Raw genomic sequence first — 13,442 nt, 5'->3', positions numbered from 1 at the left:
TTTATAGGCTTATAGGTAGGAACAGGGGACATATGCAACAATCTAGAACGACTTTCTTTTTTCTTGTTCTCAGTATTGCATCAATCATGCTTTGCATGGTTGCCAGTATCTATATCGGCTATCAACATCTTACCCAAACCCAAGAAGCCTGGACACGCGATGCGGCTTATCGCGAGAAAGTCAATGCCGCCTTTCTTATGCGCGAGTCTGTGCGTGAACGTTCTTTTCGTTTAACCATTGCCTCAACACTTGATGATTATTTTGACAGGGACGTTGAACTAGAAGCCTTTCGAAATGAGGCCGGGCGTTTTTTAAAAGCCCGTGAAGTTTTACAAAAGCTCAACCTCACAACTGAAGAGGCCCGTGCTTTAGAAACCCTTGAAAACAATATCCGCCTTGCCCGTCCCATCATTGAAAAAGCGATGATTGAGGTCGTTGAAGAAGACTGGTCCATGGAGACCCGAAAAAAACTTTTTAATGGTGTCATTGCTCAGATTGACGTCCTGAACAGTCTAAATGCTTTTGTTAAAGTCTTTGAAAAAGCCTCCAAACGCGAAGCTGTGAAAGCCCAAAAAGAAATCAATAAAGCGCAAAATAATATGATCTTATTGAGCGCGGCAGCTGTGGTTATTGCCCTGTTGATCAGCTGGTTTGTTCTCTTAAGTGAAAACCGTTTTAAGCGCCGTGTTGATGAAGATACAGAAAAACTGCACGATATTTCAAACACAGATGCTCTTACAGATATCCCTAATCGCCGTGCTTTTGATGAGTTTTTACAAAGCTCTTGGGATCAGGCCCTTAAATCATCAACTGACCTGTCTTTGATCCTCATCGATATTGATTATTTTAAACTTTATAACGATAAATATGGTCACGCCAAAGGCGATGAAACCCTTATTACAGTTGCCCAAACCCTATCCAAAGAAGTCAATCGCACAAGCGATCTGGTGGCGCGTTATGGTGGTGAGGAATTTGCCTGCATTTTGCCCAACACCAACAGAGAAGGCGCTTATGCGGTTGCTGAACATCTTAAAGAAACAATTGAGTACTTAAAGATCGAACACGGCCCTTCCATGGTGAGTGACTATATCACCATCAGTATCGGTCTTGGCAGCATCACCCCATGTGAAAACCATAACCTTTCCACTTTCTTTAAGACCGTGGATGACAAACTTTATAAAGCAAAACGCAGCGGTCGAAACCGGATTAATTAGGCTTGTTGAAACATACAAATACGGTTTCGCCCTGCTTCCTTAGCCTGATAAAGGGCTTGATCAGCCATTTCAATCAAAACTGACGGGCTAACATCCTCACCAGGAATAAGGGAAACTGCCCCCACACTCATGGTCACCCGGTCATCTGTCAGGCTGGAGTTATGCTCTAAATTCAGCTCATAAACCGCTTCTTGGACACGCTTTGCAACCCGTTGAGCGCCCTCTTCATCGGACGTCGGAATAATCATGGCAAACTCTTCACCGCCATAACGTGCTGCCATATCGGTCGCGCGAAAAATCTGTTTACCCACAGCCTGTGCCACTTCCTTCAGGCAATCATCGCCTTTTTGGTGACCATAGGTATCATTATAAAGCTTAAAATGATCCACATCACATAAGAGCAAAGCCAAATGTTCTTGTTCACGGCGTGCATGAAGGAGGTTTGTCTCCAGACACATATCAAAAGACCGGCGATTGGCAAGACCGGTCAAACCGTCTTTATGGGCGAGGCTTTCAAGGGCTTGTTCTGCCTGTTTTTGTTCTGTCATATCGCGAAGGGTTTCAACAACCCCGATAATATGGCCATCGTCATCAAAAATCGGCCCACAATTAATCGCCAGATACAGCCGTTTAGAGGCACGTGGCATCACACACCAGTTTTCTGCGCGCACCCCGTCATATATATCTTGTTTAGGACTGTGAGAAAGATAAAGCTCTTCTAACTGTTCCGTCTTTGAATTTAAAACCAGATCAGCCAGACATACACGGCTTTCTTCATAAAAAGCTTTCCAATGATCCTTGGTTCCCAGCACTTCTTCAGCCTTCACCTTTGTCAGGCGCTCACAAGCTTTATTCCAGATGATGACATTCCCTTGCGGGTCAAGCACAAAGGTTGGAACAACAAGATGTTCCATCAAACGGATGGCGAACTGATGCTCGCTATGACGTGTCGACACAAAAGCCTCCTGCGGACAAAAACATTCTACCTGTTTTCCTGTTTTTCCTTCTTGAATGGGAAAAACTTTATTGGTTATCTTACGATAGCTTCACAGATCCATCAACACCCCTTTACACAAGCTTGATCAGCATCAATGTAATAGACTTTGAACATCGGCATAAATCTGCATATGACAATTAAAGCAAACAATAACTACCCCTGCGATGGTAAAATCCCTGAAGGATGGGACCTACCAGAACTTAAAGATCGGGTCGAAATAAAAGATAACTGTGTTTTTGCAGATCTCACCGGACTAAGTGCACCTACGCCCATGGTTGGCACCCTTAAAATCCTTGAGCAGCTTAGTACTGAGCAACATTTTGAAGGACTTTATCCGCATTCCCCTATTCAATTATTCCCTCACCTCAATGAAAACGGATGGAGCTGGGAAGTCCTTGAGAAAACACCCAAAGGCGTCACCTTGAAGATTTTCAAAGAAAGTAAAACTGCATGATGGGCGGCACTCTGCCATTTGGGGCAGAACAAAGATTACTGCCGGAATGGATCCCGCTGAGCTTTTTTTCATTTGCCTTAATCTGCCTTCCCCTTGGCTGGCTTCTTCTGTTTATTCAGGCCGATAATATTGCCTCCTTTAGTGGCGGCTTTGGTCCAGTTCTGGCCTGCCTACATATGTTTAGCATTGGCGTGGTTCTCAGCACCGCCTTTGGCGCCTCTATGCAAATGCTGCCTGTGGCAACCGGGGCTGCTATGAATAAACCCCATGGGGTGGTGATCTTACTTGGCCTGTTGATCATTGGCACCACAATCATGCTGGGTGGTTTCGCCCATTATTTTACCCAGATCAGCACCTTTGGCAGCCTCTTCTTACTTGGTGCAGTCCTGTTATATGGGGCAATGCTGGTGCGCCTTTTGCTGCGCAGTGAAACCTTAAAAATCGTGCGCAATCATGTTTTTATCGGTGCGCTTTGCCTTATCCTTGCTGCCACCTTTGGCACTTTGATGATCCTTGATTGGGCAGAACATCTTAGTTTTGGCATGGCGAATGGACCGCTTATGCATGCAGGCCTTGCCCTTTATGGCTTTATGGGACTGATCGTTTTGGGCTTTAGTCGGATCATGATCCCCATGTTGGCTGTGAGTGATACAACAAATGATAAACTCTGCCATATCACCCTTATGCTCAGCTTCATTGCCTTAGCTTTATGGATTTCTGGGCAATATCAGCTCGCCCCAATTGTCGCCACTGTGGCTTCTTGCCTCTATGTTTTTGAAATGGTGCATATCTTAAAAGGGCGCATGCGCACGCGCTTGGGGCCGGAATGGTTGCCCATTCGCTTTTCTTGGGTGATGTTCCCCACCAGCCTGCTTCTGGCCTGCGCGGCCCTTTGGTCTGATCGCTATGACTATATTGTCCAGCTATGCATCATCATTGCGCTTTTGGGCTGGCTTGTGTCTTTCATCATCGGGATTTTACAACGTATCATCCCGTTTTTACTTTCCATGCAAATCGCACGGCGCACGGGCATGCCAGAATTACCAAGCAAACTTGCCCATGAAAAACTGCTCAGCTTCATTGGCCCGGCCCATATCCTTGCGGTCGTCCTCACTGTAACAGCCCTTATTTTTGAACAAACCCTTCTTTTACGTTTTGCCAGCCTGATCGGCATAATGAGCGGAATTTTATTCCTCATTTTCCTGATCACAGCGCTTAAACGCAAACGTCACTGTCTGGAGAAAATGACATCATGAGACTTTCTGAAATCCTTCATGGCGAACATCAACGCACATTGGCCGTTCTGGATGAATTAGACGGCTGGCGCAACAAAGCTCAACCTTCTGACATCAACGAGATTGCCCCTCTCTTAAAAGACGTGGTGGAAGTTACCCAAAGTGACATTACCGATCACTATGCCTTTGAAGAAGAACATCTCTTTCCTATCTTGCGCATGAACGGGGCAGACTTCATGGCCAATATGCTGGCTGGTGAACATCAGATAATCCGCCCCTTGGCCCAAGAACTTAAAAGCATTTCACAAGACGCTTTAGAAAATGGATTTAGCACAGAAAGCTGGGAAAAGTTTCAATCGCTCAGTTTTGAATTTATAGGTCATGAGACCTTCCATATTCAAAAAGAGGAAATGGGCCTGATCAATGCGATTAACAGCCTGTTCACACCAGAAACGGAAGCCCCGTTAATTGAGCTTTATAAAAAATCAGCTTAAATAAAAAACAAAGGCCGGATGAAGGTATATCCCTCATCCGGCCTTTTAAATTCAGCACGATCTAAAATTAACCGTCAGCCGTAATCTGTTTCACCAGCTCCGCCAGCACTTCATCAACACGGTCATTTTCAATACGACATGTACCCACTTGTTTGTGACCACCGCCGCCATATTTCAACATCAGGCTGCCCACGTTGGTTTTTGAGGTGCGGTTCAAGATAGATTTACCTGTTGCCAGCAAACATTTGCCCGGCTCAATCTCAGGAATGACCTGAATAGAGATATTACATTCTGGGAAAATCGCATAGATGGTAAAGCGGTTCCCTGCATAATGTTCATCTTCATGGCGCAGATCAAACACCACCAGATTATCATGAACCTGTGTGCATTTTTTCAACTGACGCTCAAAGAACTCTTCATGCAGATTATAAAAATGCAGGCGTTCTTCCACATCAGGAATTTTAAGAATTTCTTCTACCGGGTGATGACGGCAATAAAGCATCATATCTTTCATGAACTGTTCATGAGAGATTGCAAAATTGCCAATACGGTCCAAGCTCGTGCGTGGATCAAGAACAAAGTTTAACAAGACCCATGGGCTCGGTGCCAAGATATCTTCTTCGTTATATTGTGCCGCATCCGCCTTATCGACCGCTTCAAGCATATCGGTACAGATTTGCGGGAATTTCTCGCCTTTGCCAAAATGGTTATAAACAACGCGCGCCGCAGAAGGTGCTTTAGCGTCAATGATAAGATTACCACGCTCGCCCACACGTTCGACTTCACTTAAATGGTGATCAAGGCAAAGATGCGCTTTTTCAACATATGGCAAGTTTGTAAGAATATCATTTTCAGTCACCTCAAAGAGGCCATCCTGAATTTCTTTTGGCTCGGCAAACACAATCTCGTCGATCATATCGAGTTCGAGAAGTAATGTACCTGAAACGACTCCGTCAAAATCAGCTCGCGTGACGAGACGATATTTTTGGTCAGTCATGTTTCCGGCTCCTATCAAATTTTTTCTTATGCGAAAATCTTCGCCCCTGTTTTGCAACAGTTTAAGTCTAAAAAAACGATTTGTACACTATATTAGGTACTTTAACTTTTAAAACCTGCTTCTGCCATCATCTTGTAGAAATCCCTGATCATAATTTCTTTTTTCTGAGGGTCATCTTCCCCATCAGTAAACTTCTCAATGAAACCAGCACCCTTCAAGTGGTCAACCACACGTTGGCGCGCAAGTGACATGGCATGTCCATGTTCCCACAACACGCCAGAACCACAAAACTGCACCATGCGTATAGCACGATCACGCAAACTTGCCTTAGGGTTGTCCAGTTTGTCAATCAACTTTGTATCAATCAAATATTTCTCAACCAATCTATCCAAAGTAGAAAGAAGCTTTTTCTGTTCAGATTCCTCAAGTGAGGATTCTTCAACCAGAACATGCAGGTCTTTTAAACATTGCAAACGGTCTTTAGCCGAAGCCCCGTCCCCGCTAAAGTCCTTAATAGAACGTGCATTATTGCAGAGCTGGGAAATGCTTTGCTTGATCACATCAGGATGTGCCTCACCCAGTGGGGCATCGTGTAAAGCCAGCAAATAAGGCAACTGGCTTGATCCATCAGGCAACATATCCAACAGCCATTTAATGGACATCCGCTCGCCACTTTCCCCGCCTTGTTTCAAGCTACGGCCATAACGGCGCGACAGTGCCTCTGCCATGCTCGAGCCCCCCGTCATACCGGAAGGAAAAGCCAGACGGGCAAACAGGGTCATAAACTCGGCTTCTTCCGTAGATGGATCGTTCCTTGCCAGTGGTTGCTTGCCCGACATTTGGCGCAAAATAAAATCAAACAACACATCACGGGTCTGCTGCAAACGGTCTTGGGCAAAGAGGCGACAAAGCGAAGCCACCGCATCCGGGCAAGCCCCTGTAGCGCTAACCTTTTGACCATCCACCCAATCGAGCAAGGTTGAAATGGCTGAGGCTAAGTTACGTTGCGGGCCAAGCATATCCTGAACCATTTGCGCTGAAGACATAATTTCAGCAATCAAACCGTCAAGCTCATATTCGAGTCCACTGCCTTGTGGGCTTTCCAGCCATTCAAGAATCTGGATCAGCTTGCCTTCCACACTGCGATACTGGATCAAGGCTTTACACATGACCACCATCAAGGCCATGGGTTGACCAATAGCCTCTGCCGTTTGCACAATGGTCTCAAGCTCTTTGCTATCAAAGCCTTTAAAGGCCTTGGTCTTTTGAATTTTCAGCACATCATCCATGATGGCTTGAAATTCTGTATAGAGATCATCGCGTCTTTTGCGCGAATCTAGGCCCGTATCCTTGGCTTGCAAGGTCGCCACACGGTCAATGGCAGGTGAGCACATTTCCCCACCCATAAAACGCTTGGCTTTATCATGGGAATAAAGCAGCTCTGAGGGGATCATGCCATCGCGGTCCAACAGGTTGCGCAACAAACGCCCCATGGTCAGGCGTGCGCTCAAACCTAAATAATCATCACGGTGGGCACAAGGGGATGCTTCTTCGATATTGGCAAGGCGAACGGGCTTAACCTTTGGTGTAAGCCTTTGTTCTTTTAGTATTTTTTCAACTTCATTTTGGTCAGCACGCGTCCAGACGCGCACCAACTGCACGCCGAGATATTGTGTGGCTTCATCTTCTGCAAATTCTGTGAAAGATTTTTCAGCTGGCTTTTGATCTTTAAAGACCTTTTCCACAAACCAACGATCCTGATCACTCAGACGAATCTCAAACTTTGTGCGATCACCCATTTAACTTTTTCTTCTTTCTATTCGCGCGCATTCGTTGATGCTGACTTTCCAATCTCAAGAATAACATCTTAGGCCCATCAGGGCATTGTTTCCAATGTAAATTTGAAGTTTTTTAATGAACAACAGGTTTGTAGAGCTTAAGGATAATTTCCTTAAATAAAGCCAGTAAAAAAGGATCAAGCTTTCCTTCCATTTTCTCCAACACCTGTAAAGAGCTTTCAAAACTATAAGCTGGTTTATAAGGACGCTGGTCAGTCAAAGCACAAAATACATCAATAATTGCAGCCAAACGGGCAAGCTCATTTAAATCTTTGCCTTTAAGACCACGTGGATACCCACTGCCATCTAGGCGCTCATGGTGCTGTTCGGCAATCACACGAATGCCTTCATTACTAATTTCGCTCTTATCAAGAATCCCGTGAGAATGAAAAACATGTTTTTTAAGCTCATGCAGTTCCTCACGACTTAAGCGATCCGGTCGATTAAGCAATTCTTCAGGGGCCATAAGTTTGCCAATATCCATCATCATCCCTCCCACCGTGACCGTCAATAATTCATGATCACGAATACCAATGGCTTCGCCCAATAAAGATAAGAGAGTCGCAACCTTAAAAGAATGGACATAAGGATAATTGTGATGGCCTTTGATATTCTCCATCAAATCCCCACTATTTCCTTCAAGCACCTCATTCACAAGGGGGGTGCAACTTTCTTCAGTTTGCGCCAGACTTAAGGGGTTCTCCCGTCTCACCCGGCGCGCCATCATACGATAATTGCTCGCAGTACTTTGCAAAGCCTCTTTCTGGCATTTGGGTAAATGCTGCCAACTAAATTCCAGCGGACTATCCACCATGCGCGACGCTTCATCATGGAGTTGTGATTTCATAAAAGGTCTGCGCAAATAAGCAACAGGGCACAACAAGCGCACTGTTTCATTAAACTCTTCCTGACGGACTTTCCCCGTGACGACAATGGGAATATCCTGAAGTTTTTCATGTTCCATCTTGCAGGTTATAAAATCACGGGAATCATGTACCAGCAGCTCATAATCCATCACAATGAGCCCCGGTGCCTTGTTATTTTTCAATCCAACCATTGAGGCCGAGGTAGAGGCATAATAATCAACCTCAAACGTTGCCTGTAGGGCTGAAACGATTTCACTTCTAAATTTGGGATACTTGGAGATGACCAACGCACGCACCAACCCCGGTCTCTGTGATTTATTCAAAGAGGCATGACCAAAGGTCTGATGTATTTGAGTCGGGCTTAACATGTCACTTCTCCTTATCAGAAGGTGAGCATCCGCCATTTTCCTCGTGCGTTATACATAAATAGGTAAGCGTATTATTTATTCAATACACAAATGTAGTATAGCATATTTAGGGTCCTGACCCTAAGTGACTTTTTCGACAACCATCACTAATGCGCAGTCTCATTTGCCTTTTCTTTGAGCAGCAGTAACGCCTTCATGGCGTCTTCCACCACATTATCACGCTCAATCACTTCCGCATGAAGCGCATCGCGCATGGCGGGGCTATAGTCGCTCCAACCTTCCACATCTTGTAAAAGCGCATGATAAGCCGTTGCTTCATCACTAAGCCCATCCACAAGGGCTGCGGTGGCAGACGGCATTTTCATATCATCTTGCCCACCCCAAAAGCCTTCAATAAAGCCAGCTTCAATCTCTTCAAGGCGTTTAAGCAGAACTTCTTTTGCCTCATCAAGATCGCTCAGTTTTCCTCGTGCGCTCAGCAATGTGCCTTCTGCATCAGCGAGTTTTTCCATGCGCCGCCAAAGCCCCATGAAGGTGGCAAAAAACTTCTCGGCCTCATCCTTGGTCACAAACTTTGGAAATGCATCTTCGGGCCAAAAACTTGCCATCACCATCACGGGCAGCAAGTCTTCGTTCGGGCTTGCCAGCGCCCCAAGGACGCGCATGCGCACCACATAAAAAGGAGTCTGGCTTTTATATTCTTCCAGATATTTGGCAACACCGGCATCACCGATATATTTCCCGGGCTTTGTAGAGGCCATCAGGTCAGTCCTACATTTAAAGGGTTATAAAATGTTGGGGCTGAACCTATTGGGCATCGGCTTTCAAGTCAAAGAAAATACGCACCTCATCCCCAACGACCGTGCCAACGGCCCATTGCCCCTGACCAATTCCAAAGGCGGTGCGGCTGACGCTTAACTCGCCTTTTGCATGGGCCTTATTTCCTTGAATTTGCACTGTAAAAGGCAGCTCAACTTCTTTTGTGACCCCGCGCATAGTAAGAAGTGATTTCGCCTTATAGGCCGCAGCGCCAAGAGAAATAATTTCTTTGGTTTCAAAGGTCGCGCTTGGGTGTGTTTTACTATCGAACCATTCCGCGTTTAAAATATTGCTGTCACGCTCGCTATTTTGCGTATCGACACTTTTAATATTTATCAGGATTTTCACCTGACTATTTGCCAAGTCTGTTTCATCAAAGGTGATGGTTGAGGAAAACTCTTTAAACTGGCCTTCAAATTCAGCCCCCACTTGGGTTGCAAAGAAGCCAAGTTTACTTTCTTGGCTGTTCACCGACCAGTCTGCGCCATGGGCCGACATGCTCAAAAATGTGAGGAATAAAACGAGACTTCGTAACATTATGCATCCTCTTTTGAAAAAGGCATCATGCGGCTAAACACATTGTCTTTATTAATAAAATGATGTTTCAAGGCTGCGGCTACATGCAACACGATCACCCCTAAAACAACCCAAGCCATAGTGCCATGAAAAGCCTTGAGGTTTTCAACAGCCGCTTTTGAAGGTTCAATCATATTTGGCAGTGTGAACCAGCCAAAAACAGAAACCGGGAAATTTGCCGCATTACTCATGGCCCAGCCACTGATCGGCATGATCAACATGGCACCATAAAGCGCGATGTGAACCCCATGAGCCCCCAAACGCTCATACCATTTCATCCCTTCGGGCAGATCAGGACTTGGGTTAATGAAACGCCACACCAAACGAAAGACCGCTAAAGCCAACACAATAATACCAATGGATTTATGCAAACCGATCTTGGCAAACAGGTCCGGCCCCACAGGGAGTGTCCCCATATAAAAACCGATCCCATAAAGGGCCACAAAGCCCAAGAAGACCACCCAGTGGAAGCCTTTTGCCAGCCAGCCATAAGACGTATATGTATTTCGAAGTGACATGACGTTTCTCCTTAAGAGTTTACAGCCTATTTAGCGTGGGCTTCAGTTTCGATACGAATGGTGACCTCATCACCCACGGCTGGCACATAAGCACTGACACCAAAGTCAGAGCGCTTAATTGTTGTGCTTGCAGAAAAACCAACGGCGGGGACTTTCATCATGGGGTGTAGGGCGGCTTTATTAAGTGTTGTTAAAAGCACCACTTCTTTTGTCACACCGTGTAGGGTCAAATCCCCGGTGATCTCACCCGTATTTTCACCCGTCACCTTAATGGATTTGCTTTTAAAGCTCAGTGTGGGGAATTTTGCCACATCAAAGAAATCAGCTTTTTTAAGGTGAGCATCCAGTGCCGCCACATCCGTATCAATAGATGCTGCATCAATGGTCACATTGACCGAACTATTTTCAGGCTTGGCTTCATCAAACAAGAGGGTCCCGTCAAAGCCTTGAAACTCACCTTGAAAGTTTGAAAAACCAAGATGATTGATGCGAAACTCAATGGAGCTATGTGATTTATCAAAATGATACTGAACAGGCTCGGCTTTTACTGCAGAAACGCTGAGACCAAGGGCGAAAACGGTGGAAAGAATGATCTTCTTCATGGGGGGATAACCTTTAATGCTGTTGAGTTTGTTTCATGCCTTAAAGATAAGTTTTTCATTTAGTTGATTAAAGAAACGGTTTTGAAAGTAATTGTTTCCAAAAACAGAACAATCACCCCTAAATGAAAAGCATCATTCGTTGACTCTACAAACATAATCAGCCTAAAAGAGGGAGATGGTTCTTCGAAGGCTCGAGTCTAGAAGATTAAAAGGGAACACGGTGCGATGTACCCATCAGGGATCTATACCGTGGCTGCCCCCGCAACTGTAAGCGCAAATGTGCCGTCTATATCCACTGGATCTTTTTAAAGAGACCGGGAAGGAAGACGGGGCGAAAAAGCGCAAGCCAGGATACCTGCCATAGTCAAACCGAATGATTGGACGGGGTGGTCCTTGGTTATTTAGCCAAACAATTCCTATTCCCCTTCGCCAATCTGATGTCTATTATTGATCGAGGGGATCAAGTTTTTATGCGCAAGTTTCTTATTTCATCACTGAGCGCTTTATGCGTACTGGCTGCACCGCAAGCTCATGCTCATTTCCAGCTGATTTACACACCAGAGATCAACCTTAAAAAAGCAGGTGATGTGCCGCTTAAATTGATCTTTTGGCACCCGATGGAAAATGGTCATGTGATGGATATGGGCCAGCCCGAAGAGTTTTATTCTGTTTTTAAAGGCAAGAAAACAGACCTTAGCCCAAGCCTTGCCCCCTCTCCCTTTAAAGGGGTTTCAAATGAGGCAAACGCTTTTGATGCAACTGTAAAACTTAAGCGCAATGGGGATTATAAACTGGTATTGGTGCCGAGCCCCTACCTTGAAAAAAGCGAAGATATTTATATCCAGCAAATCACCAAAGTGATGATCAATAAAGGCGGCGTGCCAACCGATTGGGCCGCGCCTGTTGGGCTTAAAACTGAAATCATTCCCTTGAGCAAGCCATATGGGGCCATTGCGGGCTCGACCTTTTCCGGCATTGTTTTAAAAGACGGTCAACCTGCGGCCAATATTGAGATTGAAATTGAACATATAACGGCTGAGCCGGACCTAAGCACCAATCAGCCCAGCTCACAGAAAAGTGCAAGCCACCCCGGTGGTGCCATTGTAGTGATGAGCGATAAAAACGCTCAGTTCAGCTTTGGCCTTCCCAAAGCGGGCTATTGGGGCTTTGCTGCCCTTGGTAGTGGGCCTGATACGCAATTTCAGGGTAAAGAGCTCTCCCAAGATGCGGTTTTATGGATCAAAGCCCATGAGTTGGAGCAATAAGCCATGCATATTGTAGATGGTGCCCTTTCCAACGATGTTGTTATTGCCGGTGGTGTTCTCGCCGTTGCGGGCATGGCCATTGGCCTTAAAAAAATGGATATGGAGAAAATCCCCGCCGCAGGGGTTATGGCTGCAACCTTCTTTGTGGCCTCTCTCATCCATGTGCCATTAGGGCCAAGCTCGGTCCATCTCATCATGAATGGGTTGGCTGGTATTATCTTAGGCTGGACGGCATTTCCCGCGCTCTTTGTCGGGCTGCTTTTACAGGCCATTTTCTTTGGTTATGGCGGGGTAACCGTGCTCGGTATCAACACCGTTGCCATTGCGCTGCCCGCTGTTTTAATGCATTTCATCTGTAAAAATGGCATTCACAGCCCGACCAAAAAGATCGCCATGTTCTGGGGTGGTTTAGCTGGGGCAGGCTCCATTGCGCTCACGGCTGTCCTTGTGACCCTTGCCTTGGCAATAACGGGGGAAGCCTTTATTCCCGCAGCCAAGCTAATTATTTTAGCCCACCTGCCTGTCATGGCGATTGAGGGTTTCTTATGTGCTTGCGCGGTTGCCTTGATCCACCGCGTAAAACCAGAATTATTTGATACGTTTGCCCCTACCCCTAAGGAAGTCAGCCATGCCTAAGCTGCTGTTTATATTGGCCCTACTTTGCTTTACCCAGCCCGCTTTTGCCCATAAGATTGTGGCTTCAGCCTGGACAGATGGCGCAGATATTGAAGGTGAGATTGGCCTTTCCAATGGGGAAATGGCAAAAACAGGCACTGTGGTTGAAGTTTTCAATGATCAAGGTGCGCTCATTGGTCAAACGCAAGTCAATGAAGATGGGCTTTTTCGCTTCACCCCTACACAAGCCATCACCCATCGTTTTCAAGCAAACCTTGGTGCGGGCCATATGGCCTTTGTGATTGTAACAACGGATGAATTACCCGATGGGGTCAAGCAAAACACCCCTGCACCAAACGGGCAAAAAGCAATTGAGAAAACAGCATCTTCAATAGCAAACACAGCCAATATTGAACAGCTCATTGCCAAAGCGGTGCGCCGTGAGGTTCAGCCTCTTCGAAAAGAAATCGCCTCTTATAAAGAAAAGAATGACCTGCAAACGATTTTAGGTGGGATTGGCTATATCCTTGGCCTTACTGGCATCGGTTTTTATATGGCTGCCCGGCGCAAAGGTGATAAATAAC

At 45.8% G+C, this 13,442-nt stretch carries 15 protein-coding genes and 1 riboswitch; of the genes, 7 read left to right on the top strand and 8 right to left on the bottom strand.

Translation table 11 applies throughout. The features are described 5' to 3' along the window. The first annotated feature begins 32 nt into the window (after window positions 1-32). Window positions 33-1,214, top strand: a complete 1,182-nt coding sequence (locus MTBPR1_RS03885) for a GGDEF domain-containing protein (protein WP_069186239.1) — start codon at window positions 33-35, stop codon at window positions 1,212-1,214. On the opposite strand, the gene MTBPR1_RS03880 is transcribed toward MTBPR1_RS03885, so the two are convergent. After that, entirely contained in the window at window positions 1,211-2,170 is a 960-nt protein-coding gene (locus MTBPR1_RS03880; RefSeq protein ID WP_240492855.1) for a sensor domain-containing diguanylate cyclase, read from the bottom strand. The genes MTBPR1_RS03885 and MTBPR1_RS03880 overlap by 4 nt on opposite strands. Window positions 2,171-2,341: 171 nt before the next feature. Here MTBPR1_RS03880 and MTBPR1_RS03875 point away from each other — a divergent pair, with 171 nt between their 5' ends. Genes MTBPR1_RS03875 through MTBPR1_RS03865 form a run of 3 tightly spaced genes read left to right on the top strand, consistent with a single transcriptional unit; the run spans window position 2,342 to window position 4,394 of the window. Continuing rightward, window positions 2,342-2,665 carry a DUF2249 domain-containing protein gene (locus MTBPR1_RS03875; protein ID WP_069186238.1) on the top strand — a complete coding sequence of 108 codons (324 nt, stop codon included), beginning with the start codon at window positions 2,342-2,344 and terminating at the stop codon, window positions 2,663-2,665. Continuing rightward, window positions 2,662-3,921 (top strand): hypothetical protein, encoded by a 1,260-nt coding sequence (locus MTBPR1_RS03870; RefSeq protein ID WP_069186237.1) that lies wholly within the window; start codon window positions 2,662-2,664, stop codon window positions 3,919-3,921. The genes MTBPR1_RS03875 and MTBPR1_RS03870 overlap by 4 nt, the downstream gene beginning before the upstream one ends. Beyond that, window positions 3,918-4,394: a hemerythrin domain-containing protein gene (locus MTBPR1_RS03865; protein WP_069186236.1), complete on the top strand. Its 477-nt coding sequence runs from the start codon at window positions 3,918-3,920 to the stop codon at window positions 4,392-4,394. The genes MTBPR1_RS03870 and MTBPR1_RS03865 overlap by 4 nt, the downstream gene beginning before the upstream one ends. Before the next feature lie 67 nt (window positions 4,395-4,461). On the opposite strand, the gene MTBPR1_RS03860 is transcribed toward MTBPR1_RS03865, so the two are convergent. The 7 genes from MTBPR1_RS03860 to MTBPR1_RS03830 all read right to left on the bottom strand — a co-directional run bounded on the left by MTBPR1_RS03860 (window position 4,462) and on the right by MTBPR1_RS03830 (window position 10,978). Further along, window positions 4,462-5,391 (bottom strand): exopolyphosphatase, encoded by a 930-nt coding sequence (locus MTBPR1_RS03860; protein WP_069186235.1) that lies wholly within the window; start codon window positions 5,389-5,391, stop codon window positions 4,462-4,464. 101 nt (window positions 5,392-5,492) lie between these two features. Further along, window positions 5,493-7,190 carry a hypothetical protein gene (locus tag MTBPR1_RS03855; protein WP_069186234.1) on the bottom strand — a complete coding sequence of 566 codons (1,698 nt, stop codon included), beginning with the start codon at window positions 7,188-7,190 and terminating at the stop codon, window positions 5,493-5,495. Between the two features lie 112 nt (window positions 7,191-7,302). Continuing rightward, entirely contained in the window at window positions 7,303-8,463 is a 1,161-nt protein-coding gene (locus MTBPR1_RS03850) for an HD-GYP domain-containing protein (RefSeq protein ID WP_069186233.1), read from the bottom strand. A gap of 146 nt (window positions 8,464-8,609) precedes the next feature. Next, the gene (locus tag MTBPR1_RS03845; protein ID WP_069186232.1) at window positions 8,610-9,224 is read right to left on the bottom strand and encodes a hypothetical protein; all 615 of its coding nucleotides are present in this window, start codon (window positions 9,222-9,224) and stop codon (window positions 8,610-8,612) included. A 46-nt stretch (window positions 9,225-9,270) separates the two neighbouring features. After that, window positions 9,271-9,819 carry a YceI family protein gene (locus MTBPR1_RS03840; RefSeq protein WP_069186231.1) on the bottom strand — a complete coding sequence of 183 codons (549 nt, stop codon included), beginning with the start codon at window positions 9,817-9,819 and terminating at the stop codon, window positions 9,271-9,273. Continuing rightward, window positions 9,819-10,376 carry a cytochrome b gene (locus MTBPR1_RS03835; protein ID WP_069186230.1) on the bottom strand — a complete coding sequence of 186 codons (558 nt, stop codon included), beginning with the start codon at window positions 10,374-10,376 and terminating at the stop codon, window positions 9,819-9,821. Before MTBPR1_RS03835 ends, MTBPR1_RS03840 begins: the two co-directional genes overlap by 1 nt. 26 nt (window positions 10,377-10,402) lie before the next feature. After that, complete coding sequence (locus MTBPR1_RS03830) at window positions 10,403-10,978, bottom strand: YceI family protein (protein ID WP_069186229.1); 576 nt, start codon at window positions 10,976-10,978, stop codon at window positions 10,403-10,405. A 159-nt stretch (window positions 10,979-11,137) separates the two neighbouring features. Then, window positions 11,138-11,355: riboswitch (cobalamin riboswitch) on the top strand. Between the two features lie 93 nt (window positions 11,356-11,448). On the opposite strand from MTBPR1_RS03830, the gene MTBPR1_RS03825 reads away from it, so the two are divergent. The 3 genes from MTBPR1_RS03825 to MTBPR1_RS03815 are packed head-to-tail and all read left to right on the top strand — an operon-like array spanning window position 11,449 to window position 13,441. Then, complete coding sequence (locus MTBPR1_RS03825) at window positions 11,449-12,243, top strand: DUF4198 domain-containing protein (RefSeq protein WP_069186283.1); 795 nt, start codon at window positions 11,449-11,451, stop codon at window positions 12,241-12,243. 3 nt (window positions 12,244-12,246) lie between these two features. Then, window positions 12,247-12,879 (top strand): cobalt transporter CbiM, encoded by a 633-nt coding sequence (gene cbiM, locus MTBPR1_RS03820; protein WP_069186228.1) that lies wholly within the window; start codon window positions 12,247-12,249, stop codon window positions 12,877-12,879. Then, a complete protein-coding gene (locus tag MTBPR1_RS03815) occupies window positions 12,872-13,441 on the top strand; it encodes a hypothetical protein (protein WP_069186227.1) in 570 nt (189 codons plus the stop codon). The genes cbiM and MTBPR1_RS03815 overlap by 8 nt, the downstream gene beginning before the upstream one ends. The last annotated feature ends 1 nt before the right edge of the window (window position 13,442 follow it).

Source organism: Candidatus Terasakiella magnetica, assembly GCF_900093605.1.
GTDB lineage: Bacteria > Pseudomonadota > Alphaproteobacteria > Rhodospirillales > Terasakiellaceae > Terasakiella > Terasakiella magnetica.
Note: the sequence above shows the minus strand (reverse complement) of the source record. Positions and strands in the feature narration are given on the sequence as shown.

Excerpts from the sequence above, each read along its gene's own strand:
- MTBPR1_RS03885 (WP_069186239.1), top strand. The coding sequence starts at position 33 with ATGCAACAATCTAGAACGACTTTCTTTTTTCTTGTTCTCAGTATTGCA.
- MTBPR1_RS03875 (WP_069186238.1), top strand. The coding sequence starts at position 2,342 with ATGACAATTAAAGCAAACAATAACTACCCCTGCGATGGTAAAATCCCT.
- MTBPR1_RS03870 (WP_069186237.1), top strand. The coding sequence starts at position 2,662 with ATGATGGGCGGCACTCTGCCATTTGGGGCAGAACAAAGATTACTGCCG.
- MTBPR1_RS03865 (WP_069186236.1), top strand. The coding sequence starts at position 3,918 with ATGAGACTTTCTGAAATCCTTCATGGCGAACATCAACGCACATTGGCC.
- MTBPR1_RS03860 (WP_069186235.1), bottom strand. The coding sequence starts at position 5,391 with ATGACTGACCAAAAATATCGTCTCGTCACGCGAGCTGATTTTGACGGA.
- MTBPR1_RS03855 (WP_069186234.1), bottom strand. The coding sequence starts at position 7,190 with ATGGGTGATCGCACAAAGTTTGAGATTCGTCTGAGTGATCAGGATCGT.
- MTBPR1_RS03850 (WP_069186233.1), bottom strand. The coding sequence starts at position 8,463 with ATGTTAAGCCCGACTCAAATACATCAGACCTTTGGTCATGCCTCTTTG.
- MTBPR1_RS03845 (WP_069186232.1), bottom strand. The coding sequence starts at position 9,224 with ATGGCCTCTACAAAGCCCGGGAAATATATCGGTGATGCCGGTGTTGCC.
- MTBPR1_RS03840 (WP_069186231.1), bottom strand. The coding sequence starts at position 9,819 with ATGTTACGAAGTCTCGTTTTATTCCTCACATTTTTGAGCATGTCGGCC.
- MTBPR1_RS03835 (WP_069186230.1), bottom strand. The coding sequence starts at position 10,376 with ATGTCACTTCGAAATACATATACGTCTTATGGCTGGCTGGCAAAAGGC.
- MTBPR1_RS03830 (WP_069186229.1), bottom strand. The coding sequence starts at position 10,978 with ATGAAGAAGATCATTCTTTCCACCGTTTTCGCCCTTGGTCTCAGCGTT.
- MTBPR1_RS03825 (WP_069186283.1), top strand. The coding sequence starts at position 11,449 with ATGCGCAAGTTTCTTATTTCATCACTGAGCGCTTTATGCGTACTGGCT.
- cbiM (WP_069186228.1), top strand. The coding sequence starts at position 12,247 with ATGCATATTGTAGATGGTGCCCTTTCCAACGATGTTGTTATTGCCGGT.
- MTBPR1_RS03815 (WP_069186227.1), top strand. The coding sequence starts at position 12,872 with ATGCCTAAGCTGCTGTTTATATTGGCCCTACTTTGCTTTACCCAGCCC.